The organism is Terrisporobacter vanillatitrophus, from assembly GCF_051148895.1.
GTDB classification, from domain to species: domain Bacteria; phylum Bacillota; class Clostridia; order Peptostreptococcales; family Peptostreptococcaceae; genus Terrisporobacter; species Terrisporobacter vanillatitrophus.
In genome coordinates, this window is sequence record NZ_CP154625.1 from 2,221,161 (window position 1) to 2,244,353 (window position 23,193).

Annotated in this window: 22 protein-coding genes and 1 other RNA gene; 10 read left to right on the plus strand and 13 right to left on the minus strand. The window is 28.6% G+C overall.

Going from position 1 to position 23,193, the window contains the following annotated elements; all coding sequences use genetic code 11:
• Positions 1-43: 43 nt before the first annotated feature.
• Positions 44-808, minus strand: a complete 765-nt coding sequence (locus TVTCOM_RS11140; RefSeq protein ID WP_434796350.1) for a lysozyme inhibitor LprI family protein — start codon at positions 806-808, stop codon at positions 44-46.
• 221 nt (positions 809-1,029) lie between these two features.
• Between TVTCOM_RS11140 and TVTCOM_RS11145 the strand changes: the two genes are divergently transcribed.
• The 3 genes from TVTCOM_RS11145 (at position 1,030) to TVTCOM_RS11155 (ending at position 4,627) form a co-directional block, all read left to right on the plus strand.
• Positions 1,030-2,097 carry a hemolysin family protein gene (locus tag TVTCOM_RS11145; protein WP_434796351.1) on the plus strand — a complete coding sequence of 356 codons (1,068 nt, stop codon included), beginning with the start codon at positions 1,030-1,032 and terminating at the stop codon, positions 2,095-2,097.
• Between the two features lie 153 nt (positions 2,098-2,250).
• Complete coding sequence (locus TVTCOM_RS11150; protein ID WP_434796352.1) at positions 2,251-2,802, plus strand: hypothetical protein; 552 nt, start codon at positions 2,251-2,253, stop codon at positions 2,800-2,802.
• A gap of 91 nt (positions 2,803-2,893) precedes the next feature.
• A complete protein-coding gene (locus TVTCOM_RS11155; RefSeq protein WP_434796353.1) occupies positions 2,894-4,627 on the plus strand; it encodes a carbon starvation CstA family protein in 1,734 nt (577 codons plus the stop codon).
• An 82-nt stretch (positions 4,628-4,709) separates the two neighbouring features.
• Here the strand turns inward: TVTCOM_RS11155 and TVTCOM_RS11160 are convergent, their stop codons facing one another.
• The 3 genes from TVTCOM_RS11160 to ilvD form a co-directional block, all read right to left on the minus strand.
• Positions 4,710-6,131: an alanine/glycine:cation symporter family protein gene (locus tag TVTCOM_RS11160; RefSeq protein ID WP_434796354.1), complete on the minus strand. Its 1,422-nt coding sequence runs from the start codon at positions 6,129-6,131 to the stop codon at positions 4,710-4,712.
• 288 nt (positions 6,132-6,419) lie between these two features.
• Positions 6,420-7,382 carry a bile acid:sodium symporter family protein gene (locus TVTCOM_RS11165; protein ID WP_434796355.1) on the minus strand — a complete coding sequence of 321 codons (963 nt, stop codon included), beginning with the start codon at positions 7,380-7,382 and terminating at the stop codon, positions 6,420-6,422.
• A 71-nt stretch (positions 7,383-7,453) separates the two neighbouring features.
• Positions 7,454-9,115 (minus strand): dihydroxy-acid dehydratase, encoded by a 1,662-nt coding sequence (ilvD, locus tag TVTCOM_RS11170; RefSeq protein ID WP_434796356.1) that lies wholly within the window; start codon positions 9,113-9,115, stop codon positions 7,454-7,456.
• A 186-nt stretch (positions 9,116-9,301) separates the two neighbouring features.
• Between ilvD and TVTCOM_RS11175 the strand changes: the two genes are divergently transcribed.
• The 3 genes from TVTCOM_RS11175 (at position 9,302) to TVTCOM_RS11185 (ending at position 10,947) form a co-directional block, all read left to right on the plus strand.
• Complete coding sequence (locus tag TVTCOM_RS11175; RefSeq protein ID WP_434796357.1) at positions 9,302-9,982, plus strand: FadR/GntR family transcriptional regulator; 681 nt, start codon at positions 9,302-9,304, stop codon at positions 9,980-9,982.
• A gap of 150 nt (positions 9,983-10,132) precedes the next feature.
• A complete protein-coding gene (locus TVTCOM_RS11180; RefSeq protein WP_434796358.1) occupies positions 10,133-10,450 on the plus strand; it encodes a winged helix-turn-helix transcriptional regulator in 318 nt (105 codons plus the stop codon).
• A gap of 200 nt (positions 10,451-10,650) precedes the next feature.
• Positions 10,651-10,947, plus strand: a complete 297-nt coding sequence (locus TVTCOM_RS11185; protein ID WP_434796359.1) for a winged helix-turn-helix transcriptional regulator — start codon at positions 10,651-10,653, stop codon at positions 10,945-10,947.
• A gap of 28 nt (positions 10,948-10,975) precedes the next feature.
• Here the strand turns inward: TVTCOM_RS11185 and TVTCOM_RS11190 are convergent, their stop codons facing one another.
• The gene (locus TVTCOM_RS11190; protein ID WP_434796360.1) at positions 10,976-11,455 is read right to left on the minus strand and encodes a hypothetical protein; all 480 of its coding nucleotides are present in this window, start codon (positions 11,453-11,455) and stop codon (positions 10,976-10,978) included.
• Positions 11,456-11,545: 90 nt separating this feature from the next.
• On the minus strand, positions 11,546-13,207 hold the full coding sequence (locus TVTCOM_RS11195) for a Kae1-like domain-containing protein (protein ID WP_434796361.1): 1,662 nt from the start codon (positions 13,205-13,207) through the stop codon (positions 11,546-11,548).
• A gap of 319 nt (positions 13,208-13,526) precedes the next feature.
• Between TVTCOM_RS11195 and TVTCOM_RS11200 the strand changes: the two genes are divergently transcribed.
• Together TVTCOM_RS11200 and TVTCOM_RS11205 are read left to right on the plus strand one after the other, a co-directional pair.
• Complete coding sequence (locus tag TVTCOM_RS11200) at positions 13,527-14,615, plus strand: PfkB family carbohydrate kinase (protein ID WP_434796362.1); 1,089 nt, start codon at positions 13,527-13,529, stop codon at positions 14,613-14,615.
• Positions 14,615-15,535, plus strand: a complete 921-nt coding sequence (locus TVTCOM_RS11205; RefSeq protein ID WP_434796363.1) for a pseudouridine-5'-phosphate glycosidase — start codon at positions 14,615-14,617, stop codon at positions 15,533-15,535. Before TVTCOM_RS11200 ends, TVTCOM_RS11205 begins: the two co-directional genes overlap by 1 nt.
• A gap of 134 nt (positions 15,536-15,669) precedes the next feature.
• Here the strand turns inward: TVTCOM_RS11205 and TVTCOM_RS11210 are convergent, their stop codons facing one another.
• The 5 genes from TVTCOM_RS11210 to TVTCOM_RS11230 all read right to left on the minus strand — a co-directional run bounded on the left by TVTCOM_RS11210 (position 15,670) and on the right by TVTCOM_RS11230 (position 19,473).
• Entirely contained in the window at positions 15,670-16,581 is a 912-nt protein-coding gene (locus tag TVTCOM_RS11210) for a GTP-binding protein (protein WP_434796364.1), read from the minus strand.
• A gap of 218 nt (positions 16,582-16,799) precedes the next feature.
• Entirely contained in the window at positions 16,800-17,099 is a 300-nt protein-coding gene (locus TVTCOM_RS11215; RefSeq protein ID WP_434796365.1) for a (2Fe-2S)-binding protein, read from the minus strand.
• 99 nt (positions 17,100-17,198) lie between these two features.
• Positions 17,199-17,867 carry a dethiobiotin synthase gene (gene bioD, locus TVTCOM_RS11220; protein WP_434796366.1) on the minus strand — a complete coding sequence of 223 codons (669 nt, stop codon included), beginning with the start codon at positions 17,865-17,867 and terminating at the stop codon, positions 17,199-17,201.
• Positions 17,860-18,822 carry a biotin synthase BioB gene (gene bioB / locus TVTCOM_RS11225; protein ID WP_434796367.1) on the minus strand — a complete coding sequence of 321 codons (963 nt, stop codon included), beginning with the start codon at positions 18,820-18,822 and terminating at the stop codon, positions 17,860-17,862. Before bioB ends, bioD begins: the two co-directional genes overlap by 8 nt.
• A gap of 78 nt (positions 18,823-18,900) precedes the next feature.
• The gene (locus TVTCOM_RS11230) at positions 18,901-19,473 is read right to left on the minus strand and encodes a biotin transporter BioY (RefSeq protein ID WP_434796368.1); all 573 of its coding nucleotides are present in this window, start codon (positions 19,471-19,473) and stop codon (positions 18,901-18,903) included.
• A 188-nt stretch (positions 19,474-19,661) separates the two neighbouring features.
• Between TVTCOM_RS11230 and TVTCOM_RS11235 the strand changes: the two genes are divergently transcribed.
• Positions 19,662-19,874 (plus strand): DUF378 domain-containing protein, encoded by a 213-nt coding sequence (locus TVTCOM_RS11235; RefSeq protein ID WP_434796369.1) that lies wholly within the window; start codon positions 19,662-19,664, stop codon positions 19,872-19,874.
• A 75-nt stretch (positions 19,875-19,949) separates the two neighbouring features.
• Here the strand turns inward: TVTCOM_RS11235 and TVTCOM_RS11240 are convergent, their stop codons facing one another.
• Complete coding sequence (locus tag TVTCOM_RS11240) at positions 19,950-20,468, minus strand: fasciclin domain-containing protein (RefSeq protein ID WP_434796370.1); 519 nt, start codon at positions 20,466-20,468, stop codon at positions 19,950-19,952.
• A gap of 195 nt (positions 20,469-20,663) precedes the next feature.
• Here TVTCOM_RS11240 and rnpB point away from each other — a divergent pair.
• Positions 20,664-21,007: RNase P RNA component class A (rnpB, locus tag TVTCOM_RS11245), an RNA gene on the plus strand.
• 248 nt (positions 21,008-21,255) lie between these two features.
• Here rnpB and TVTCOM_RS11250 read toward each other — a convergent pair.
• Complete coding sequence (locus TVTCOM_RS11250) at positions 21,256-23,184, minus strand: heavy metal translocating P-type ATPase (protein ID WP_434796371.1); 1,929 nt, start codon at positions 23,182-23,184, stop codon at positions 21,256-21,258.
• Positions 23,185-23,193: the final 9 nt, after the last annotated feature.

The following is a 23,193-nucleotide window of genomic DNA, read 5'->3' on the forward strand; positions in this document are numbered from 1 at the left end:
ACTTGCTTAATAAGCAAGTCTTTTATGGTGGATGCCAAAAATATTATCTCATATAATCGTAAACTAAGTAGTAGCATCTTTCTTTTGTAGTTTCTAGTAAATAGTCTGCTCTCATCTCTAAACCTAAAGTTCCTGTTCCGCCTTCCTCTTGTGCTAAATCAGCGTCTTCTTCTCTAATTTTTATCCATGATTTTTGACTATTTGTTAAGCTTTTCATTTCATCACTAGGTAATTGTTCTTTTAGAACTGACAATATTTCATTTAAAGCCTCATCCCATTGTGAGTATTCTTCCTCTAAAATTTTCCTAAGTCCTGCTCCTGCTACCACATTATCATAAGCATCTTTGTAATTTTTATCTATTGTATTTAAGTAATTTAAGTAATATGTTTTTTTATAAGTAATAGTTCTTGTACTAATTTCTTCTTCAGCTTCTTCTTTTAATTTTTCTAATAAAGTACTACATTCTTCTTTTAAAGATTTAGCTACGTCTTTTATTATATTACTTTTACTACTTACTTTTTCTATAGCATCACATAATTGAATTGCCACATCATATTTTTCATCTTCTATTGATTTTAAAACCTCAACTAAGTTTTTGCTTTGGTTGTATAATGCCTTTGCTTCAGTATCTTTATTATTTTCTTCCATAGCTAATAAGAAAAATTTATTTGCCACTTCATATTCTTCACTTGCTACAGCTCTTTTTCCTTCCTCCATATATCTTTCAAAAGAGTTTGACTCTTTATTTTTACTGCATCCCGTAATTAATGTACTTAATAAAATTAATAAAACTGCTACTTTCTTCATAATGATATATTCCTTCCTAAATTTGTCCTGCATTGTCTATAATATCATAATATTTATACAAATTCATTTACAATATATACATATTAAATCGAATTTAATTAAGGTAATTATTCATCATAAAATTCATTAAAAAATATTCATAAATTAACACAAGTTTAATATATTATATCTATAATTATTTATACAATATTATTAATAAAAACTTTAGGAGGAGTTTGATAATGAGTAGTCTTGACGACCTCTCGAGGAGTATTATTCCTCAATTATTTTTAATATATATCAAGGAACTTTCCATGATATTAATAATAATACTTTCATTTTTAACATTAGCGTTTGGTGAACTAGTGCCTAAAAGAATTACTTTACAAAAATGTAAGAAAATGTCTTTAAACTCAGTAAAACCTATTTACTTTGCATCTAAAATTTCCAAACCGTTTATAAAAATATTGTCATTGTCTACTAAAGCTATATTAAAGTTAACACAGAATGATGATGTGGAATATGAAAACAATATTAGCACAGAAGAAATAAAACTATTAATTACTCAGTCTGAAAAAAATGGAACAATTAACTTTATAGAAAAAGAAATAATAAATAAGGTCTTTGATTTTTCAGGTAAAGTATCTAAGGAAATTATGACTTCTAGAACAGATACTGTTTTAATTGATATTGATGATGATATTAATACAAAACTTAACACCATTCTTAATTGCAAATATTCACGAATACCTGTATATAAGGATTCTGTCGATAATATAATTGGTATACTTTACATTAAAGATTTAATATCACATTTAGTTAACTGCAATTTTGATAATCTTAATTTAAAAGGTTTACTACACTCACCTTCCTTTGTACCAGAAAATAAGAAAATTGATGAATTATTTCTATTATTAAAACAAAGTAAAAAACATATGTCTATTTTAATAGATGAGTATGGTGGTTTCTCTGGCATAGTCACCATGGAAGATATAATAGAGGAAATAGTTGGTGATATTGAAGATGAGTATGACATAGATAATAATAAAGTTAAAAATCTTGGCCATGGTAGATTTGAAATTAAAGGTAATATGTCCATATTAGATTTTAATAATACTTTTAATACTGATATAAAATGTGATGATTGTGATACTATAAATGGTTATATTATTTCTATAATAGATAAAATTCCTAGAAGTGAAGAGAACATAATATTAAATATTGAGAATTATGAACTACAAGTAGTTGAAGTAGATGATAATAGAATAGAAAAACTTAAAGTAAACTTTGTAAAAGAAAGTCCAAGTTAAAAAAATATTAATTTAATATATTAAAATGACCAATTATATGTTTATTTTTTATGTTTTCTGAAAATTCTAATTGTTTTTTTCTGTATTTTGTATTACTATTATTTGTATTACTATTATTTTAACTTGGGAATTTTTTATAAGGGGGATATAAAAATGCTACTTTTTTCTGATAAAGACGATATAATAGATAAAATTTTGAAAAGTTATGAGGTTTATTACAATGTTGAAAAATGCGAAAATAAATGTATTCCGCTTGTAGCTACTTGTGAATTTCATGTTCACAACGAAAAATATGTTCTATCAAAAAAAGCTCAACTTTGGTCTACTGATGCTAACGAATACGTTTATGTTTTTAAAACAGATACACTTACTAAGGATATGTTTTTAAAATGTAGAGATTATGCTTATGATAAAGGCATGAAAGTTATAGATCCAAAGCCAGGTCATATGTATTCTTATATTACTACTATTTTTGTATATGATACATGTGATAAAGAAACAGAAAATTTAATAAAAAAATGTAAAATAAGTAAAAACTTTAGATTTTCTTTTCATGGTTGGATGGATTTTCATATAGCTTGCATAAATACTAATGAAAATAAAATATATTCAAATAAAAGTGGCAAAGTTACTTCTGATTTTTTAGAGGAATTATTTTATAAAAAGAATTCTCTTTTAAAAAAATTAAAGAAACAATACAGCTAAGTTATTTAACTTAGTTTTTTAAACTGATAGTTATAATTTATTTATATATATAACTAAATATTTTTAAACTTTTATAAAAGGGGGTAAGCTTATGAGCGCAGTAACTTTATTATTAATAAGTATTGCTGTATTATTAGTAGGCTATGTTACTTATGGTAAGTGGCTAGCTGATCAATGGGGAATTGACGAAAAAAAAGTCACTCCTTCACACGAATTGGAAGACGGATTAGATTATGTACCTGCAAAAGCTCCCGTACTTCTAGGTCACCATTTCTCATCAATAGCTGGTGCTGGTCCTATTAATGGTCCAATACAAGCAGCAGTATTTGGTTGGGTTCCAGTTTTACTTTGGGTTTTAATAGGTGGTATATTCTTTGGTGCAACACATGACTTTGGTGCATTATTTGCATCTATACGTCATAAAGGTCAATCTATAGGAGAAGTTATAGGACAAAATATTGGTGCTCGTGCTAAGAAATTATTTATTATTTTCTCATATTTAACACTACTTCTAGTTGTGGCTGCTTTTGCATCTATAGTTGCAGATACTTTCAAGGCAACATTTACAGAAACTGGTGCAGTTGATGTGGCTACTAGTGCAGCAAATGCTTCTACAGCAATGATATCAATATTATTTATATTAATTGCAATTGCTTTTGGTTTTTTTGTTTACAGACGTAATGCTTCACTAGGTGTTTCAACTGTAATAGGTGTAATTGCAATCGTTATTTGTATAGCTATAGGTTTAAATTGGCATCCACTATACTTAAATTCTACAACTTGGATGATTATTGTTGGTGCTTATATCCTAGTTGCATCTGTAACTCCTGTTTGGATATTACTTCAACCACGTGATTACTTAAGTTCATTCTTACTATATGGTATGATAGTACTTGCTATTGTTGGTATAGTTGGTTCTCATCCAACATTAGATATACCAGCATTTACTGGTTTTGTTGATACTGTAGCTCCAACTGGAACATCTCTTGGATATTTGTTCCCTGCCTTATTTGTTACTATAGCATGCGGTGCTATATCAGGTTTTCACTCTTTAGTTGCTTCTGGTACAACAGCAAAACAATTAAACAGTGAAAAAGATGCTAGACCAATATCTTATGGTTCAATGTTGATAGAATGTGCATTAGCTGTTATATCTGTATGTTCAGTTGGATATATATGGAAAGATTATGCGGCAGGAACAACGGTAACACCTACTGTAGTTTTCGCATCAGGAATAGCTGGAATGTTAAGTCAAATACCTGGTCTTACAAATATATACAATATAGTATATTCTTTATTAGTCTTAACAGTTTCAGTTTTCTGTTTAACTTCATTAGACACTGCTACTCGTCTTGCTAGATATATGTTCCAAGAATTCTGGTTAGATCCTGGTGAAACTAGAGCTGATGTTAGCGGATTCAAAAAAACTATAACTAATCCATACATAGCAACTTTAATAACTGTTGTTCTTGGTATATCTTTAGGTCTTACTGGATATGCAAATATATGGGCATTATTTGGAGCAGCTAATCAATTACTTGCAGCTCTTGGTTTACTTGCTATTACTGCATGGCTTGGTAATATTGGTAAAAACAATAAAATGTTATTCTTCCCAATGGTATTTATGTTAGTTGCAACTGTTGCTTCTTTAGCATTAACTATAAAAAGTAATGTACTTGCAATTGTGGCAGGAGGAGAAGGTTTAGGATGGTGCTATATACGTACAATACTATGTGTACTTCTTATAGCTCTTGCAGTAGTTCTTATGATAGAAGGTATAAGTACTATTAAAAAGCAATTTAACAAAGTAAAACAAACTAGCTAGAATAATTTATAAAACAATATTTTTTCATAAATAAAGGGTGTATCATTTTTTTGATACACCCTTCAAAATTACTTAAGTTATATTACATAGCCTTTTCTTCTATATCATTTTTCCAATGTTCAATGTTTTCTAATCCTTTTATATTAGAAGCATCAAATACTGGTTCTTTTATTCCAGCTTTCTTTTGATCTGTATAATCTTGTAAAGCTATAAATGCATATTTACCAAGTAAAACTATAGCTATTAAGTTTATTATTGCCATTAGTCCCATAAATACGTCTGCTAAATTCCAAACTATTTCAACAGTTGCTACTGAACCAAATAAAACCATACCAACAACTAATGCTCTAAATACATTTAAAACTATTTTGTTATTATTCATAAATTCTATATTTGATTGACCATAGTAATAATTACCAACTATAGAACTGAATGCAAATAGTAATATACATATTGCTAAAAATACATATCCTATTGATCCTATGTGAGAGCTTAAAGCTGCCTGAGTTAATTGTATTCCGTCAAGTCCTGCTGCTGAATAATCAGGGTATAACAGTATAATAAATGCAGTACATGAACAAATTACTATCGTATCTGTAAATACACCTAAACTTTGGATTAAACCTTGTTTAACTGGATGAGTTGTATCTGCAGTTGCCGCAGCATTTGGAGCAGAACCCATCCCTGCTTCATTTGAGAATAAACCTCTTTTTATACCAACTAATATCATACCACTCATTGAACCTACTGCCATTTCTCTAAATCCAAAAGCACTTTCAAATATAGTTACTATTATTCCTGGTATTTCTGTTATATTAATTACCACAATAAATAATGCAACTAATATATACATAACTGCCAATACTGGCACTATTATTTCAGAAACTTTTGCAACTCTGTGAACACCACCAAATATTACCAATGCTGTTAGTATAGCAATAACTACTCCTATTACAAATTTATCTATTCCAAAAGCATTGTTAAATGCAGCTGCTATTGTGTTTGATTGAACTGCATTAAACACAAATCCAAAACATATTGTTATAAGAAATGAGAATAGCATTCCCATTTTTTTACTTCCAAGACCTTGCTCTATATAATATGCAGGCCCTCCTCTAAATGCTTCACCATCTTTTATCTTAAATATTTGTGCTAATGTACTTTCCACAAAACTTGATGCTGAACCAATAATTGCTATTAACCACATCCAAAATACTGATCCAGGTCCCCCGGCAACAACTGCCATTGCAATACCTGCTATATTACCCGTACCAACACGAGATGCTGTTGATATACAGAAAGCTTGGAATGATGAAACTGCCCCTTCTTTCTTTTCTCCCTTTGCTCCATCACCTAAAAGTCTAAACATTTCTCCAAAGAACCTAAATTGTACAAACTTTGTCCTAAAAGTAAAGTATAGTCCTACTACAATTAGCATTACTATAAGAACTTTGGACCATAAGATATCACTAAAACTTAATACTAAATTGTTTAATAATTCCATTCTATTTTTTCCTCCAATAATATTCATATTTTATTTTTGTTTTATTAATGCGAAAAATGCATAATTTATTTTTATTTCATTCATTTAAGTTAATTATAAGATATATTTCCCTAAATTACAACATATTTTTGCATAATCCAATTATAAAGTTGCAATTTATTCAACAATACGATAAAAAAAACGTTTTTTGGCTTTTTTGACATAAAAAATAAGATACTCTGAAATGTTTTGCAAGATTCATTTCAAAATATCTTTATTTATTATAATTCTAATTAATTGCTCATAATATTAATCAATACTTTCTTTTACTTCTTCTTTGTCTTTCATATTGGCAAAGATATTTGCTATTATTGCTCCTGAAATATTATGCCATACACTAAATATAGCGCCTGGTACTGTAGCCATAGCTAAATTAGGGAAAGATGTAGTTGCAAGTCCTGATGCAAGACCTGAGTTTTGCATACCTACTTCTATGGCAATAGTTTTTCTCTTAACTACTGGAAGTCTAAGCATTTTAGAAATTCCATATCCTAATGCATATCCACCGCAGTTATGGAGAATTACTACTACAAATACTACCGCACCTGTAGTTAATATTTTCTCTGAATTAGCAGAAACTACTGATGCAACTATTAAAACTATAGCTGTTACTGATACTAAAGGTAATATCTTAGATATTTTCTCTGTAGTCTCTGAAAATAATTTATTAATTATAAGTCCTAAACCAATCGGTATAATTACTACTTTTATTATGGATAAAAACATTCCAAAGGCATCTATCTCTACCGTTGTTTTTAATAATAAATAAGTTATTGCTGGAGTTAATATAGGTGCAATTAATGTGGATACTGTAGTCATTCCAACAGATAATGCCACATCTGCTTTAGCTAAATAACTCATTACATTAGAAGATGTTCCTCCTGGACAAGTGCCCACAAGAACTAGACCTACTAATAATGCATCCTCTAAAGCAAATCCTTTACCAAGTGCAAAAGCTAGTAAAGGCATAATAGTAAATTGAGCCAAACATCCTATTATTACTTCTTTTGGTCTTTTAAAAACTATGGCAAAATCACCAGGTTTTATGGTAAGCCCCATACCAAACATTACTATCATTAGTAAGTAATTTATCCAAGATGTTTGTATCCAACTTAGAGAAGTAGGTACAAATAAAGCTACTGATGCTACTATAAGTACAATAATTGCCATATACTTTCCAACAAATTTACTTACTTTTTCTAATGTTTCCATTTATCTTTCCCCCTTTTAAGTTATAATAAAAAGCTTTAAAGCTGAAAACTTTAAAGCTTTTAAAATCTGTATTAGAACTCCAATACTGCTCCTCTATCTCCAGAAGTAACCATTTTACTATATCTTCCTAAATATCCAGTAGTTATCTTTGGTTCTCTTGGAGTCCAAGCTTTTCTTCTTTCTTCTAATTCATATTCAGATACTACCATATCCAAAGTTTTTTCATTTATATTTATTCTTATTAAATCTCCTTCTTTAACTAAAGCTATAGGTCCTCCCACTGCTGCTTCTGGTGAAACGTGACCTATAGATGCTCCTCTAGACGCTCCTGAAAAACGTCCATCCGTTATAAGAGCTACACTTTCTCCTAGGCCCATTCCTGCTATGGCTGAAGTAGGATTTAACATTTCCCTCATACCTGGTCCTCCCTTTGGGCCTTCATATCTTATTACAACTACATCTCCAGCTACTATTTTTCCACCTTTTATAGCAGCTATGGCATCTTCTTCACAGTCAAACACTCTAGCTGGTCCTTCATGAACTAACATTTCATCACAAACTGCTGATTTTTTTACTATAGATCCATTTGGTGCAAGATTTCCTTTAAGAGCTGCAAGGCCTCCAGTTTCACTATATGGATTTTCAATCGGTCTTATAGTTTCTGGATCTTTGTTTACACATCCTGCTATGTTTTCACCAACAGTTTTTCCAGTAGCAGTTATTAAATCTGTATATAATAATCCCTTTTTATCTAGTTCATTCATAACAGCATATACTCCACCTGCTTCATTTAAATCTTCCATATATGTATATCCTGCTGGTGCTAAGTGACAAAGATTAGGAGTTTTTTCACTTACTTCATTTGCCAAATCTAGTGTTAATTTTACTCCTGCTTCATGAGCTATTGCTGGTAAATGAAGCATAGAGTTAGTAGAACAACCTAGAGCCATATCTACTGTTAAGGCATTCATAAATGCTTTTTCAGTTAATATATCTTTTGGTCTTATGTTTTTTTCATAAAGTTCCATTACTTTCATGCCTGCATGTTTAGCAAGTTTTATTCTTTCTGAATATACTGCTGGTATTGTACCATTTCCTTTTAACCCCATACCTATAGCTTCTGTTAAACAGTTCATTGAGTTTGCTGTGTACATTCCAGAACAAGACCCACATGTTGGGCATACTTTATTTTCAAATTCAGTAACTTCTTCTTCAGTAATATTTCCTGCAGCAAAAGCTCCTATGGCTTCAAACATGGAAGATAAACTTCTTTTTTCTCCTTTAACACGACCTGCAAGCATAGGTCCTCCACTTACAAATACTGTTGGAACATTTACTCTAGCAGCTGCCATTAAAAGCCCTGGTACGTTTTTATCACAGTTAGGAACCATAACTAGTGCATCAAGTTGATGAGCAAGTGCCATAGATTCTGTTGAGTCTGCTATAAGCTCTCTAGTAGCAAGGGAGTATTTCATCCCCTCATGTCCCATAGCTATTCCATCACATACAGCTATGGCTGGAAATACTACAGGAGTTCCACCTGCCATGGCAACACCTAGTTTTACTGCATCTACTATTTTATCTAGATTCATATGACCTGGTACTATTTCATTATATGAACTTACTATACCTACTAAAGGTTTATTCATTTCCTCCTCTGTATGGCCTAATGCATTAAATAAAGAACGGTGTGGTCCTTGTTGCATCCCTTTTCTCACATTATCACTTTTCATTTTATTTCCCCCTGTTATCTTATATATTCTAAATTTTCAAATAATTCATTTTGCAATTAAATATGTTATAATACTATTGTCTATTACATAGTTGTTGGACAACTCCCTTTGTTGTATAACATAATATTAGTTCTACATATGTATAATGTCAACTGAAATTTTTAAATATACTTTTAGGAGGATTACATGAAAAGGATAGAACCTTCATTATCTTTACAAATTGCTGATGATTTAAAAGAAAGAATAATAGTAAAAAAGGAATACAAAATTGGAGATAAGTTACCAAACGAAAATTTATTATCAAATGAACTAAATGTTAGTAGAACTACTTTAAGAGAAGCCATTAGAATCCTTGTAACAGAAAATATTCTTGAAATAAAACGAGGTAAGGGAACTTATATTATTAATGATACTCTAGATAATCATGATCTTGGAAAACTTAATAATACAGTTTCTGATTTGAAAGATTTACTTGAACTTAGACTAATAATCGAACCTATGGCTGTTTATTATGCTACTAAAAGAGCCTCTGAAAAAGATGTGGAAAACATTTTACATTATGGTAAGAATGTTGAAGAAAAAATTCTAAACAATGAAGATAGAAGTGAAGATGAGTTATATTTTCATAACGCTATTGCCAAAGCTAGTCACAACGCTTTTATTAAAGATTTAATGCCTATAATTAATGAAGCCATTAACAAAGGTGTTAATTTATCTAAGGAATTTGATAAAATAAATGAATTAACTCTCAGGGATCATAAAATGATTATGAATTTTATAAAGGATAGAAATGCTGAAGGTGCCAAGGTTGCCATGGAATTACATATTATAAATGCCATGACCGTATTTGGTATACAAAGTAATTAAAGTTGTTAATAAATTATTTTTCAAAATTTTCTGAAAATTAGTAGCTTTTCTAACCATTTTTGTATATACTATATTTAAAGTAATAAATAAAGTTTATTGCTAATATAGTTAATTAAAACAAGATTATTCCAAAAAGGAAAGGTGATTACTTTGAAAAATGAAAAAGAAGAAAATAAGGTTTGTAAACATGTTATAGGGTTTGATCCAATCAAATGTGAATGTAAAACTATTACAATGTGCAATTTACAATCTGGAGGAAAAACTCTATTTAGCCTTCAAAAATTAATGCAAGGTGTGAGTTTTGATTTAATAAGTTTAAAACTTCAACAATTAGAAGAAATAGGATTAATATATAAAAGTGTAAACTATTCATATCCTGCTGAGATAAAATACTTCTTAACTATTAAAGGTTGGGAATGTGTAAGATCTTTACGTAGTTATGTGGATGTGGATAGCATAGCAGTATAGGAGATATATTTACAAATGGAGTATACGAATTATCTTAAAGAATAAATGCCAAGTTAATTTTCTTGGCGTTTATTTTTTTGTTAAAATTTGTATCATATTTTTTAATTAAACCTTTTAATAGGATAGTTACCATTTAGTAAGTATTATATTTTATTTTCTGTGTAAAATATATATAAACAATTAGTTAAAGGAGTATTAAAATGAATAGTCATCATGATATAGTCAACATGGAAAATAATTTTCATCCTATAAGGGGCAAATACAAATCTTCAATAGTTTATAATTTATCTACTGGCAGAAAAAGATTTACTGCCCTACAAAGATCCATTGGACAAATAAGCCACAAAGTTCTATGTGAAAAATTAAAAGAATTAGAAAGTGATAATTTAATTAATAAAGAATATTTTTATGAATATCCTCCAAGAGTAGAATACTTTTTAACTTCAAAAGGATATGAATATGCAAAACTTATTAAACAATTCGAATTATTAACATAAAAGCCAAGGAAAAATCCTTGGCTTGAATTTATTTTATATTATCTCTATAAAAGTCTCTTATTTGTGCATATGCATCTTCCAACTTACCATCAGAGTATTGAAGATTTACATTGTAGTCCCCTCTTACCTTAGTTTTAGGTTGTGGAAATTTTATATTTTTAACTTCCTCACCTTCTTTTCTAAGTTTAATTGCTAATACATCTACTGGTCTATCTTTGTATGAGTCTTTATCAATATAAATTTCAGATATCTCATACCAAGATATATATTTCCCCTTTGTATACTTTGCTTTAATTCCTTCTTTGTTAACAGTAAGAATTGCATTAGGTATAATTAATGATTTAATTAGATAAAGTGTTATTGTTCCAAATATAACTAAACATATTATTCCTAATATATAAGAGCTACACAACATCATATATGCACAACCTAAATCAGCAATTATTACTAAAAGTAAATACATCAATATATCTCTTCTTGACCTTTTATATACTATTTCCTTTTCCATATATATTCCCCCTTTGATAAATATGCATATATTTACATTATAACTGAAAAAATATATCAAGGGATTAAATTCATTTCATATTATAAATAATTATAATTCTTTATTCATGTTTATTATTAGTTGACCTATAGGTAAGCTAGAATCATTACATGGAAGAATTTTATGAGTCAATATTTGAAAATTATTGTTACTCAATTTTTCATACAGCTTTGTAAAAATTATTTCATTTTCAAATACTTCTCCACTTAAGGCAACTATGTTTAAATGATATAATTTTCTTAAGTACAGACATATTCTGAAAGAAAATTCAACTATAGTATTGTGAAATTTCATAGCTATTTCACATGGATTTATGTTGTTTATCACCTCTTTAAAAACTTCTTCTATGATATAATCTGTATCAACTATAAATTGATTATTTTCATAATTAATTTCAAATTTATAATAATCCTTTGTATTTATAGATTTTTTTGCCAAATTTTCCAACTCTAAACAAGCTTCTCCTTCATAAGAAATCTTCTTTTGAAAATTTAAAAATGCACTTATTCCATCAAATAACCTTCCCATGGAAGAAGTATGAGGTGTATTTACATCGTTTTTAATCATGTATAATATGGTATGATAATTTTTGTATTTAATATAAGAAAAAAGATTATTTATACTTAAATTACTTATTAGTTCTTCCACTGGCAGATTTGATTTATTTCTAGACCATGACTCTAGCAAACTTACTGCCATTTTCCAAGGCTCTTTTGCTGCATTCTCCCCTCCAGGCATTTTCATATAATTTAAATGACCTACTCTCTTAAAACTTTTATTATCACAAATTAAAAATTCACTTCCCCATAAGTTTTTATCTTTTTCATAAGTAAATCCATCAAAACATAATCCTATTACTTTCTCACTTATATTATTTTCAAACATACAGCTTACTATATGAGCATGTTGATGATAAACAGATAGTTGTTTTATATGATTATCTTTTAAAAAATCATCATAAAAATAATCTTGGTTATAATAATTAATAGGAGTATATCCTCTCCCCATTCTTATCATTCTTTCTTCATTTAAAATCACTTTTACCACAGAATCTTCCTCTGGTACATAAATTTCTTTATTATGAATTAGAAAAAAATCCGCAATATCTTTTAACTTTTCCAATGCATCTTCATTTTTATAAATCATAGGCATACCACTTATATTACCGCTTGTCATAACTAAGACTTTTAGTTCGTCATCAAATAACATGGAATGAAGAGGTGTATAAGGTAGCATAACTCCAAATGAATCCCTATTAAATGAAATATTATTAGGAAGCTTATTGTTTTTCTTTTTTAAAATAACTATAGGCTTTTTACTACTACTTAATATACTCTTTTCTTTTTCATTAATATAACAATAATTTTTAACTTCATTTATATCTTTCATCATCAATGCTAGGGATTTTGATTTTATATTTTTTCTTTTTCTTAGATTAGCTATAGCCTTATGATTTGTTCCATCACAAACAAAATGAAATCCTTCCAGTCCTTTAATTGCTATAATCTTACCTACTTTTAAAAGTTTTTTTACTTTTGCTATAATTTTTTTTTCGTTACTATATTCTCTACTGTATTTATCTATTAATATAAAATTTATGTCACAGTTTTTACAACAAGTAGCTTGATTGTCAAACCGGCTACCTAAAGAATTATTATTTTTATCTATATATATTTCTTCTATTTTAAATAATTTTGGAGTTTTACTCTTCATAGAATCACTTCATTTCTTTCTTTTTTATTCATATATTACCTCCTATTTGTAAAATATCTTCTATTATTATAAATATTCTTATTTTCTTTTTAAAATACATATATAGTTTTTTTAAACAATATACACAATTTTTTATATATCTAATTTCATTTATTAACATTAAACATCATATTAATGTAACACATTTATCATTTTTAATATTTATAACACACTATTTGTTAATATTAATAAAAAAGTATTGTATTTTATAAATAATAATGTTAACATATGCTTAACAAATGTTTATTCACATAAACAAATATTAATTTTAGGTGATCAAATGACTTACAGAGAAAAAGAAATTTTACAAATCCTAAAAAGTAATCCTATGATATCACAACAAGAACTGGCAGATATGTTAAATATATCTCGTGCTTCTGTAGCTGTTCACATAACTAATTTAATGAAAAAAGGACAGATTTTGGGCAAAGGATACATTTTAAGAAAAGAAAATTACGTTACAGTTATTGGTGGATCAAATATGGATATTCAAGGATTTCCAAATAATCCTCTAGTAATGCATGACTCTAACCCTGGCAAGGTTGATATATCCATGGGTGGAGTTGGTAGAAATATAGCAGAAAATTTAAGTAGGCTTAATGTAAATACTAAACTTATATCAGCTATAGGAAATGATTTATATGGAAATACTATTCTTTCTGAGTGTAAAAATCTAAATATAGATGTGAATGATTGTTTTGTATCAGATGAATACTCTACTTCAATTTATGTTTCCATATTAAATCACTCAAAAGATATGCAGCTTGCCATAAGTCATATGGATATTATTGAAAAGCTGGATGAAGCTTTCATCCATTCAAAACACAAATCCATAGATGATTCTAAGGCTATAGTTTTGGATACTAATTTATCTAAGGAAGCTATAGATTTTATAACAAGAAATCACAATCATTTACCAATTTTTGTAGATACTGTATCCACTGCTAAATGTGTAAAAATCAAAGACATACTTCATAAATTCCAAGGAATGAAATTAAACAAGTATGAAGCAGAAACTTTATCTGGAATTAAAATAGAAAATTTGGACGATGCTAAAAAATCTTGTGAGTACTTTATAAAAAAGGGTGTTAAAAGTGTATTCATAACACTAAGTAGCGATGGTGTGTATTGTGCCAACAAAGAAAAGACACTACACCTACCAGGTGTAAAAATTGATATAGTAAATGCCACTGGAGCTGGAGATGCATTTATGTCTGGTATAGTTTATGGATTTATGAATGATCTTGATATAGAACAAACTGCAAAGTTCTCTGTTGGAGCATCAATTTTAGCACTATCTCATAAAAATACAATCAATCCTAATTTAAGTGAGGATTTAATAAATAAAACAATAAAGGAGTTAATATAATGTTAAAAAAATACTTACAAATACATCCAGAAGTTGAAGCAGCAGTTAAAGAAGGAAGACCAGTTGTTGCTTTAGAATCTACAATAATATCTCACGGTATGCCATATCCACAAAACGTTGAAATGGCTAGTACTGTTGAAAATATAATAAGAGAAAATGGTGCAGTTCCTGCAACTATAGCTATAATAAATGGAGTTTTAAAAGTTGGTTTAACTAAAGAAGAAATAGAATTCTTAGCTACAAGCGAAAATGTTGTTAAAGCTTCTAGAAGAGACTTACCATTTATAATATCTAAAAAATTAACTGGAGCTACTACTGTTGCTACTACTATGATACTTGCAGATCTTGCTGGAGTTAAAGTATTTGCTACTGGTGGAATAGGTGGGGTTCATAGAGGTGCTGAAACTACTATGGATATATCTGCTGACTTGGAAGAATTAGCTAATACTGACGTTGCTGTTATATGTGCTGGAGCCAAGTCTATCTTAGATATTGGTTTAACGCTAGAATACTTAGAAACTCATGGTGTTCCAGTTATAGGATTTGGAACGGAAGAAATGCCTGCTTTCTACACTAGAAAATCAGGATTTGGTGTTGACTACAGAGTTGACTCTTCTATGGAAGTAGCTCAGGCTCTAAAAGCTAAGTGGGACTTAAACCTAAAAGGTGGTATGGTTATAGCTAATCCGATACCTAAAGAATTCGAAATGGACTACGACACTATAAATAATGCCATAGAATCTGCTTTAAAAGAAGCTGAAGAAAAACATATAGGAGGAAAGCAAGTTACTCCTTTCTTATTAGATAAAGTAAAAACTATTACTGAAGGAAAATCTCTTGCTTCTAATATAGAACTTGTTTATAACAATGCTAAAGTTGCTGCTAATATAGCAAAAGATTTAGCTGATTTAAATAAATAATAATCCTAAAAATGGCTGTGGAACAACAACTTTTAATTCTTGCTCCACAGCCCTTATTTTTCATAATTATTAGTACATTAATGTATTAAAATCACATATTTGAAAACAATCAGAATTTAATTTTGCACTTTTATTTAAAATAATTCTTTTATTACTTTTGCATTTAAAAGTAGTCCTATTATAACTACTTTTGGATTACATATTTCATCCATATATTCATAAGCATAACTCTTTGGAGTAAAGTCAAAATGAACAGTTTTTCCATTTTCAACTTGAATTATTCCTTTTCCTCTCAATATATATCCGTGTTTTTTATCTTTTAGCAATTCTAATACTTTTTTTAACTCTTTTTCTGTGAAAACCTTAGGTTTATCTATTGTAGTAGATTTCAATAACTTTTTTATTCTACTTGTATCCTTTAGATTTTCTTTTATAGTAACTCTATTTATCTCTAAAGCTTCAATATAATGTTTCAAATTTAATTCTTTTTCAAAATACCAATCTTCTTCTATTATATATGCACGTTCGTTATAGTTACTAAGTTTATCTATAATAGCTTCCATTTCATTTTTATTCACTTCTTTAAAATGACTAATTAGTATAATGTTTGCATTTTTAATTTGATTTAAATAAAAATTCCCAAAATTATCTTCATACTCATAAAAATTACACAAATCTACTATTGTTATTACATTATTGATTGTTATTTCTTTTTTTGAAGACTTGCATATATCTTGGCACAATTTAATTATGTCTGATAACATGGCAACTCCAGAAGGCTCTATTATAATTCTATCCAAACTAACTTCTTCACTTAGGGATAATATAGCCTCTCTAAAATCACCTATTAAACTACAACATATACACCCTGAAGGCAATTCTTTTACTGTAAAATCACCCTTTATTAAATCGCTATCAATAGACATATCTCCAAATTCATTTTCAATAATTGCAATTTTTTCATCTGTGTTTTTAATGAATTCATTTAAAAAAGTTGTTTTTCCCGCACCTAAAAATCCTGAAATAATATCTATTTTTATACTCATTTTCTGTCCCCTTTTATCTTCATTTAACTCAATTCCATTATAAGAGTAACATATAAAAAACATTTATTAAAATTGATATTTTCTATAAAGTTGTAGGATATATAAATTTAATTGATATATATATTAACCTTAAAAACTATGGTCTTTTTAAGCTTACGCATTTACATATTAAAAACCTTAGTAATAGTTTTCTATTTACTAAGGTTTTTAATATGTAATTATTTTTTATTTTCTAAAATATTTTCTATTATTCCCTTGCATCTACCACAACCAGTACCTGCATTAGTTTCTTCCATAACTTGATCTAGAGTTTGTGCACCATTTTTAACTGCTGCTACCACTTCATTTACAGAGACATTTTGACACTTGCAAACATTTTGTACTACTCTATCAATTTCTCTATATTCTTCGTCATTTTCTATAACTATATCTGTCATGTCTTTAACATCTTGGACTGTTCTAGCTCCTTGTGCTTGAGCTGATCTAACTTTTATATATTTTTCCTTATCTAAAATCATATGTATACTCCTTATATTTAGAAATAATATTATTTTTTATTTTAAGTTTATTATTCCATTTTAGTGTAGGTTTATACAAATATGATTTTCAAAATAATTCTATCTTTTAAAGATTAAAGACAAATTAATACTTTCATCATCTTCTTTTACACAAGCAATAACAGGTATATTAGTTAACTCTTCTATGATTTTTTTATTATCAATATGCATCATATTGCTTTCATCATAGTTATTAAGAATAATTCCTATTATTGAAAATCCTTGAGACTTTGCATATTCCACAGTAAGAACAGTATCATTTATTGTTCCAAGTCCTCCATTGGCAACTATAATAATTGGAAGATTTAATAGCTTTATAATATCTGTTAACATTATTTTTTTATCACCAAATCTTAGAGGGCAAACAATTCCTCCACACCCCTCAACAACTATAAAGTCGTAGTTCTTCCTAAGTTTATCAAAATCTTCTTTTATTTTATTTAGCTCAATAAATTCATTATTTATTTTCGCTGCTAAGTGAGGAGATACTGGCTCTTTAAATATATAACTTACTAAATCTTTTGGGTTACAATTTAAATTTGCCCTGATGCACACTTCCTTTGCATCTCCAGGTATTAATTCATTGTTCTCCAAATATGCTCCACTTAAAGCTCCTTTAAAATATCCGCAGTTCACATTATTTTCTCTGAGAACTTTTACTATTAAAGAACTAATATAAGTTTTTCCCACATCTGTGGAAGTACCTGTAATAAATACACCCTTATTCATTACACTTTACCTCATATCCAAGTTTCTCTATGATTTTCATATCTTCATCAATAGTAATTCCAAAAGTAGTTAACATATCTCCTGTAATTGCAGCGTTGGCACCTGATGAGAAAACACTTAAACCTTTATCTTCTAAAAGTCCTCTACCTCCCGCCAAACGAAGTTGTGCATTAGGTAAAATAAATCTATAAATGGCAACTATTTTTCTTACCTCATCTAAAGTTAATACTTTGTTATTTTCTAATGGTGTACCTTTTATAGGATTTAATATATTAATAGGCACTGAAGTTATTTCTAAATCCCTAAGAGTAAAGGCTAAATCAATACGATCTTCCATATTTTCACCAAGACCCATTATTCCACCAGAACAAACCGTAAGACCTGCTTTTTTAGCTGCTTTTATAGTTTCTATTTTTTCATCATAAGTATGAGTAGTACATATTTGTGAGAAAAATCTTCTGCTACTTTCCAGATTATTATGATATCTTGTAACACCTGCTTCTTTTAATTTACACAACTCTTCATAAGTTAACAAACCACCAGAAGCACATAATTTAATCTTGCAGCTTTTTCTTATTTCTATATATGTGTCACATAAGGAGTCTACTTCCTTTAAGCTTAATTTTTTTCCACTTGTAACAACAGAATAACGACCTACATTTTTTTCATAATTATAAATTGATTCTTTTTTTATTGAATTTGTATCTAGTAATTCATAACTTTCAATTTCAGATTTGTAATGACTTGATTGAGCACAAAACTTACAGTCTTCTGAACATCTTCCACTTTTCCCATTGACTATGGTACATAAATCAAATTCATTACCACAAAAATGCTTTCTAATTTTATTAGCTTCTTTACATAAATCTTCTGTATCATATTGTAATAAACTTAAAGCAGTATCTTTATTAATTAATTCTTCATTTAATATTTTCTTACTAATATTTTTAAGCATAATTCTAACTCCCCTTAAATTGCCATCTTTAATAATTTATAAATATGTTTGCACTAATTTTTAAACTAGAACACAACATTAAGAATAATTTACATTTTCTTTTTTTACATATTTGCTTAATTTAGCACCTACGAAACTAGCCGTAATACATAAAACTATATCTCCAGGAATGTCTAGGGGAAAACAAGATAGTAATATTGCTACAAAAGGTATTTTTGTTCCCATGAAAAAATTCAAAATTAAATATTTATATGTAAGACCTATGGCATAAGTAACTAAGAATCCACAAAAGGCTGCTATTAAGTACTTAAATATTTTTTTGCTTTTTATTTTCTCACAAACTAAACCTGTAACAAAGGCACATAATATAAATCCAATTAAATATCCAAAACTAGGTCTTAGTATATAAGTAATTCCTCCACCTGCTGCAAATATTGGAAATCCCATAAGACCTGTTATAACATACACTATTACAGAAATGCTTCCTAATTTTGATCCAAGTAACATACCTGCCAACAATACAAATAAAAATTGTAGTGTAAAATAATCAAGATTTGGTATTGGTATTTGAATAAATGCACTTATGGCAATCATCGCTGCAAGTAAGCCACAAATAACTATTTGGCATGTTTTATTTTTTAATTCAATCATTTTTATCCTCCTAAATTTTTTAAGTTCATATTTAGAAGTATAATTATGATTTTTATTTATGTCAACCTATATTTTTTTTAGGTTAACCTTTTATTTTAAACATAACATTCAATGTTATATCTTATAATTGAATGATTATCCTTTTTTTGCATAGAATAATTACAATTATTAGTTAAGGAGGAATTATAATGGATATAGTTTATAATATTTGTCTTACTTTAGTTCTTATCGGTGCTATAAACTGGGGACTAGTAGGATTATTTAAATTTGATTTGGTGGCTGCTCTATTAGCTGGAGGAGGAAGTTTTGGCAATATAAGTTCAATAAGTAGAATTGTATATACATTAGTAGGACTTTCTGCTCTTTATGTAGGCATACAATTCATACTTCTTTACATTTAATAGTTTATAATAAAAAAGTATTTGATGATTTTATTAAAATCATCAAATACTTTTTTGGTTCTTTATTTTATTAAATTACTCTGGAAGTAATACTGTATCAATCACATGTATTATACCATTTTTACCCATAATATCTGTGACAATTACCTTAGAATCATTAATAAATACTTCTCCATCCTTTACAGCAATTTTTGCTGTTTTTCCATTTGCTAAAGTTATTTCTTTACCATCCAAATTTGAAACTTCCTTAGCATCAAATTTACCTTTAGCTACATGATAAAGTAAAATATCATTAAGCTTATCTTTATTTTCAGGCTTTAATAAATCTTCTAATGTTCCATCTGGTAATTTTTCAAAAGCCTCATCAGTTGGTGCAAATACTGTAAATGGCCCTTCACCTTTAAGAGTATCTACTAGTCCTGCAGCTTTTAATGCTTCTACCAATGTGGTAAATCTACCATCATTTACTGCTATGTTTACTATATCTTCTTCTACTTTTTTATTATACTCTTTAGCAAAAATCGAAGCAGTTTGTGGTGTGAGTACTGTTAAAATCATTAGCGTAGACAATGCAATAGTTAAAATTTTTTTCATGATAAAACTCCTTTTTTATATATTTTTATATTTAATATTCCCACTAAATAAAAATGTATTTATTATAGCAATATGAATTATTTAAGGTAACAATCGAAAAAATTTAAAATTTAGTATAATTTTTCAATTTTATTTAATAATTTCATTTAGACATATAAAAAATTTTATGTTATTATTAATACATCAATTAAATAATAAGTAAATCAGATAATCGCGGGTAGAGATTTCTCTACACGAGGAAAGTCGGAGCTCCATAGAGCAGGGTGCTAGGTAACGCCTAGTGGGAGTGATCCTAAGGAAAGTGCAACAGAAAATTACCGCCACTTTTGTGGTAAGGATGAAAAGGCGAGGTAAGAGCTCACCGTTTCTTCAGTGATGAAGAAAGCCGTGTAAACCCCACCCGGAGCAAGTCCAAGTTAGGATGAAAAAAGATGTTGCTCGCATCTTCCAGTTGGTAGGACGCTTGAGCTTATTGGTGACAATAAGCCTAGAAAGATGATTATCTAATACAGAACTCCGCTTATAGATTTACTTATTCTAATCTATATGAAAATAAAGAGTATAAATTGAGCTTATCAATTTATACTCTTTTTATTTTAATAAATATTTTTCATAAAAATAAAACTTTATCTTGCGAAGTTTGTCGAACTTTGTTATTATAAATAAGCAGTTATTTCCCCAATAACTGATTACTCCCCAAATAAATATATTCCCTAAAAACCCCTTTTTAAAATATATTTTGAAATCCTTGCTTGATCGGTAAAAGCAAGGATTTTTTTATGTCTTTTTATAAACTTGAACAACTTACTTCTCTACTTTTACTTGAAGTTTCTTGTTTCAAATATCTTTCATTTTCATTTGCTTTATTATTATATTTTAATAGTAAAGCAGAATTCATAATAACTAAAACTGAACCAGCATTATGAACAAGGGCACCTACTACAGGACCTAGCATACCAGTCATAGCAAGAATAACTGCTACAAAGTTAAGTCCCATTGAAAAAGCAAGATTTATCTTAATAGTTTTCATCATATGTTTTGATAATTTTAATAAATGAGGTAAATTATCTATGTCATCTCTAACAAGTACAATATCTGCTGCATCTACTGCTATATCACTACCAACGCCACCCATGGCAATTCCTACAAATGCTTTTTTAAGAGCTGGAGCATCGTTTATTCCATCTCCAACCATACAAACCATTTTCTTTTCTCTTTCTTGGTTATCTTCAATTATCTTTAATTTATCTTGAGGAAAACATTCTGATTTCACTTCTTCTATATGAACTTGAGATGCAATACTCTCTGCCACATATTTATTGTCTCCAGTTAAAAGAACAGGTGTTATTCCTAATTTTTTTATACTTTTTATCATAAACTTAGATTCTTCTCTAAGTGTATCACTAAGTATTACGTAACCACCTATTTTATCATCTATTCCAATATAAATTATTGATTTACCTTTATTTTTATATTTTTCTCTAATAAATCTAATTTCGTCTCTTTTAAATTTTTCATCTAAAAGTAAATGTTTATTACCAGCTACTATTTTTTTATTATTTACTTTTGCAATTACGCCTCTACCTGGAATTATTTTAAATTCCTGTGGAGAATCTATTTCTATTTTGTGATTTTCTTTAAAAGAAGCTACTGTAGCTCTTCCAAGAGGATGTTCTGAATACAGTTCACATGAAGCAATTATTTCATAAAGTTCTTCATTGCTTAAATTATTCAGCACACTTACAACCTGTTCCACCTTTGGCTTTCCATAAGTTAAAGTACCTGTTTTATCAAAGGTAATTTTACTTACCTGTGAAAGTCTCTCTAGTGCATCTCCTTCCTTGACTAAAATACCATGTTTCGAAACATTTCCTATGGCTGCTACTATAGCAGTTGGAGTTGCTAAAACTAAAGCGCAAGGACAAAATACAACAAGAATTGTAACTGCTCTTATTATTTCTCCCGTTACTAACCAAGTTAAAATAGCACTGGAAAAAGCAGCTATAACAATATATGTTGCCCATTTATCTGCCACACCTACTATTTTTGCTTTACTAGCATCTGCACTTTGAACTAACTTTATCATTCTTTGTATAGAGCTATCTTCTCCCACCTTTGTTGCTTTCATTTCAAAGGATCCAAATTGGTTAACTGCCCCAGAATATACACTATCTCCTTTACTTAAATCAAGAGGTATAGATTCCCCACTCATAATAGAATTGTCTATGGAAGTTTTACCTTTTGTAATTACGCCATCCACTGGTATTACTTCTCCTGGATTAACCCTAAGTACATCTCCCACTTTAACATCCTTTGCATTAATAGATTTTTCCTCATTATTTGCTATTACTCTTGCTAATGTAGGTGTTAAATGTACTAGTTTTTCAATTCCTTTTCGTGATTTTCTAACTGTAAATTCTTCTAGGAAAGCTCCTATTTGCATTATAAATGCCACTTCGCCAGCTGCAAATACCTCTCCAATTATAACTGATGCAATAAGCGCCATAGATACTAATACATCTGCTTTTATATCAAACTCTGTAACAAGACCTTCTATTGCTTCTTTTATTATGGGAATACCACAAAATATTATGGAAATCCATGCTAAGTCTAAATTAAATAATTTTATATGACTAAAACTAAATATAAGTGCAATTCCTGATATGACTAGAGACAAAATGTCTCTTTTTATTTCATCTTTAAATATATTCTTCATAATATACTC

Coding starts and splice junctions, on each gene's coding strand:
- TVTCOM_RS11210 (WP_434796364.1), bottom strand. CDS start 16,581: ATGAGTATAAAAATAGATATTATTTCAGGATTTTTAGGTGCGGGAAAA.
- TVTCOM_RS11230 (WP_434796368.1), bottom strand. CDS start 19,473: ATGATTGAATTAAAAAATAAAACATGCCAAATAGTTATTTGTGGCTTA.
- bioD (WP_434796366.1), bottom strand. CDS start 17,867: ATGAATAAGGGTGTATTTATTACAGGTACTTCCACAGATGTGGGAAAA.
- TVTCOM_RS11215 (WP_434796365.1), bottom strand. CDS start 17,099: ATGATTTTAGATAAGGAAAAATATATAAAAGTTAGATCAGCTCAAGCA.
- TVTCOM_RS11145 (WP_434796351.1), top strand. CDS start 1,030: ATGAGTAGTCTTGACGACCTCTCGAGGAGTATTATTCCTCAATTATTT.
- TVTCOM_RS11140 (WP_434796350.1), bottom strand. CDS start 808: ATGAAGAAAGTAGCAGTTTTATTAATTTTATTAAGTACATTAATTACG.
- TVTCOM_RS11235 (WP_434796369.1), top strand. CDS start 19,662: ATGGATATAGTTTATAATATTTGTCTTACTTTAGTTCTTATCGGTGCT.
- bioB (WP_434796367.1), bottom strand. CDS start 18,822: ATGCTTAAAAATATTAGTAAGAAAATATTAAATGAAGAATTAATTAAT.
- TVTCOM_RS11205 (WP_434796363.1), top strand. CDS start 14,615: ATGTTAAAAAAATACTTACAAATACATCCAGAAGTTGAAGCAGCAGTT.
- TVTCOM_RS11150 (WP_434796352.1), top strand. CDS start 2,251: ATGCTACTTTTTTCTGATAAAGACGATATAATAGATAAAATTTTGAAA.
- TVTCOM_RS11185 (WP_434796359.1), top strand. CDS start 10,651: ATGAATAGTCATCATGATATAGTCAACATGGAAAATAATTTTCATCCT.
- TVTCOM_RS11165 (WP_434796355.1), bottom strand. CDS start 7,382: ATGGAAACATTAGAAAAAGTAAGTAAATTTGTTGGAAAGTATATGGCA.
- TVTCOM_RS11190 (WP_434796360.1), bottom strand. CDS start 11,455: ATGGAAAAGGAAATAGTATATAAAAGGTCAAGAAGAGATATATTGATG.
- ilvD (WP_434796356.1), bottom strand. CDS start 9,115: ATGAAAAGTGATAATGTGAGAAAAGGGATGCAACAAGGACCACACCGT.
- TVTCOM_RS11250 (WP_434796371.1), bottom strand. CDS start 23,184: ATGAAGAATATATTTAAAGATGAAATAAAAAGAGACATTTTGTCTCTA.
- TVTCOM_RS11160 (WP_434796354.1), bottom strand. CDS start 6,131: ATGGAATTATTAAACAATTTAGTATTAAGTTTTAGTGATATCTTATGG.
- TVTCOM_RS11240 (WP_434796370.1), bottom strand. CDS start 20,468: ATGAAAAAAATTTTAACTATTGCATTGTCTACGCTAATGATTTTAACA.
- TVTCOM_RS11195 (WP_434796361.1), bottom strand. CDS start 13,207: ATGAAGAGTAAAACTCCAAAATTATTTAAAATAGAAGAAATATATATA.
- TVTCOM_RS11155 (WP_434796353.1), top strand. CDS start 2,894: ATGAGCGCAGTAACTTTATTATTAATAAGTATTGCTGTATTATTAGTA.
- TVTCOM_RS11200 (WP_434796362.1), top strand. CDS start 13,527: ATGACTTACAGAGAAAAAGAAATTTTACAAATCCTAAAAAGTAATCCT.
- TVTCOM_RS11175 (WP_434796357.1), top strand. CDS start 9,302: ATGAAAAGGATAGAACCTTCATTATCTTTACAAATTGCTGATGATTTA.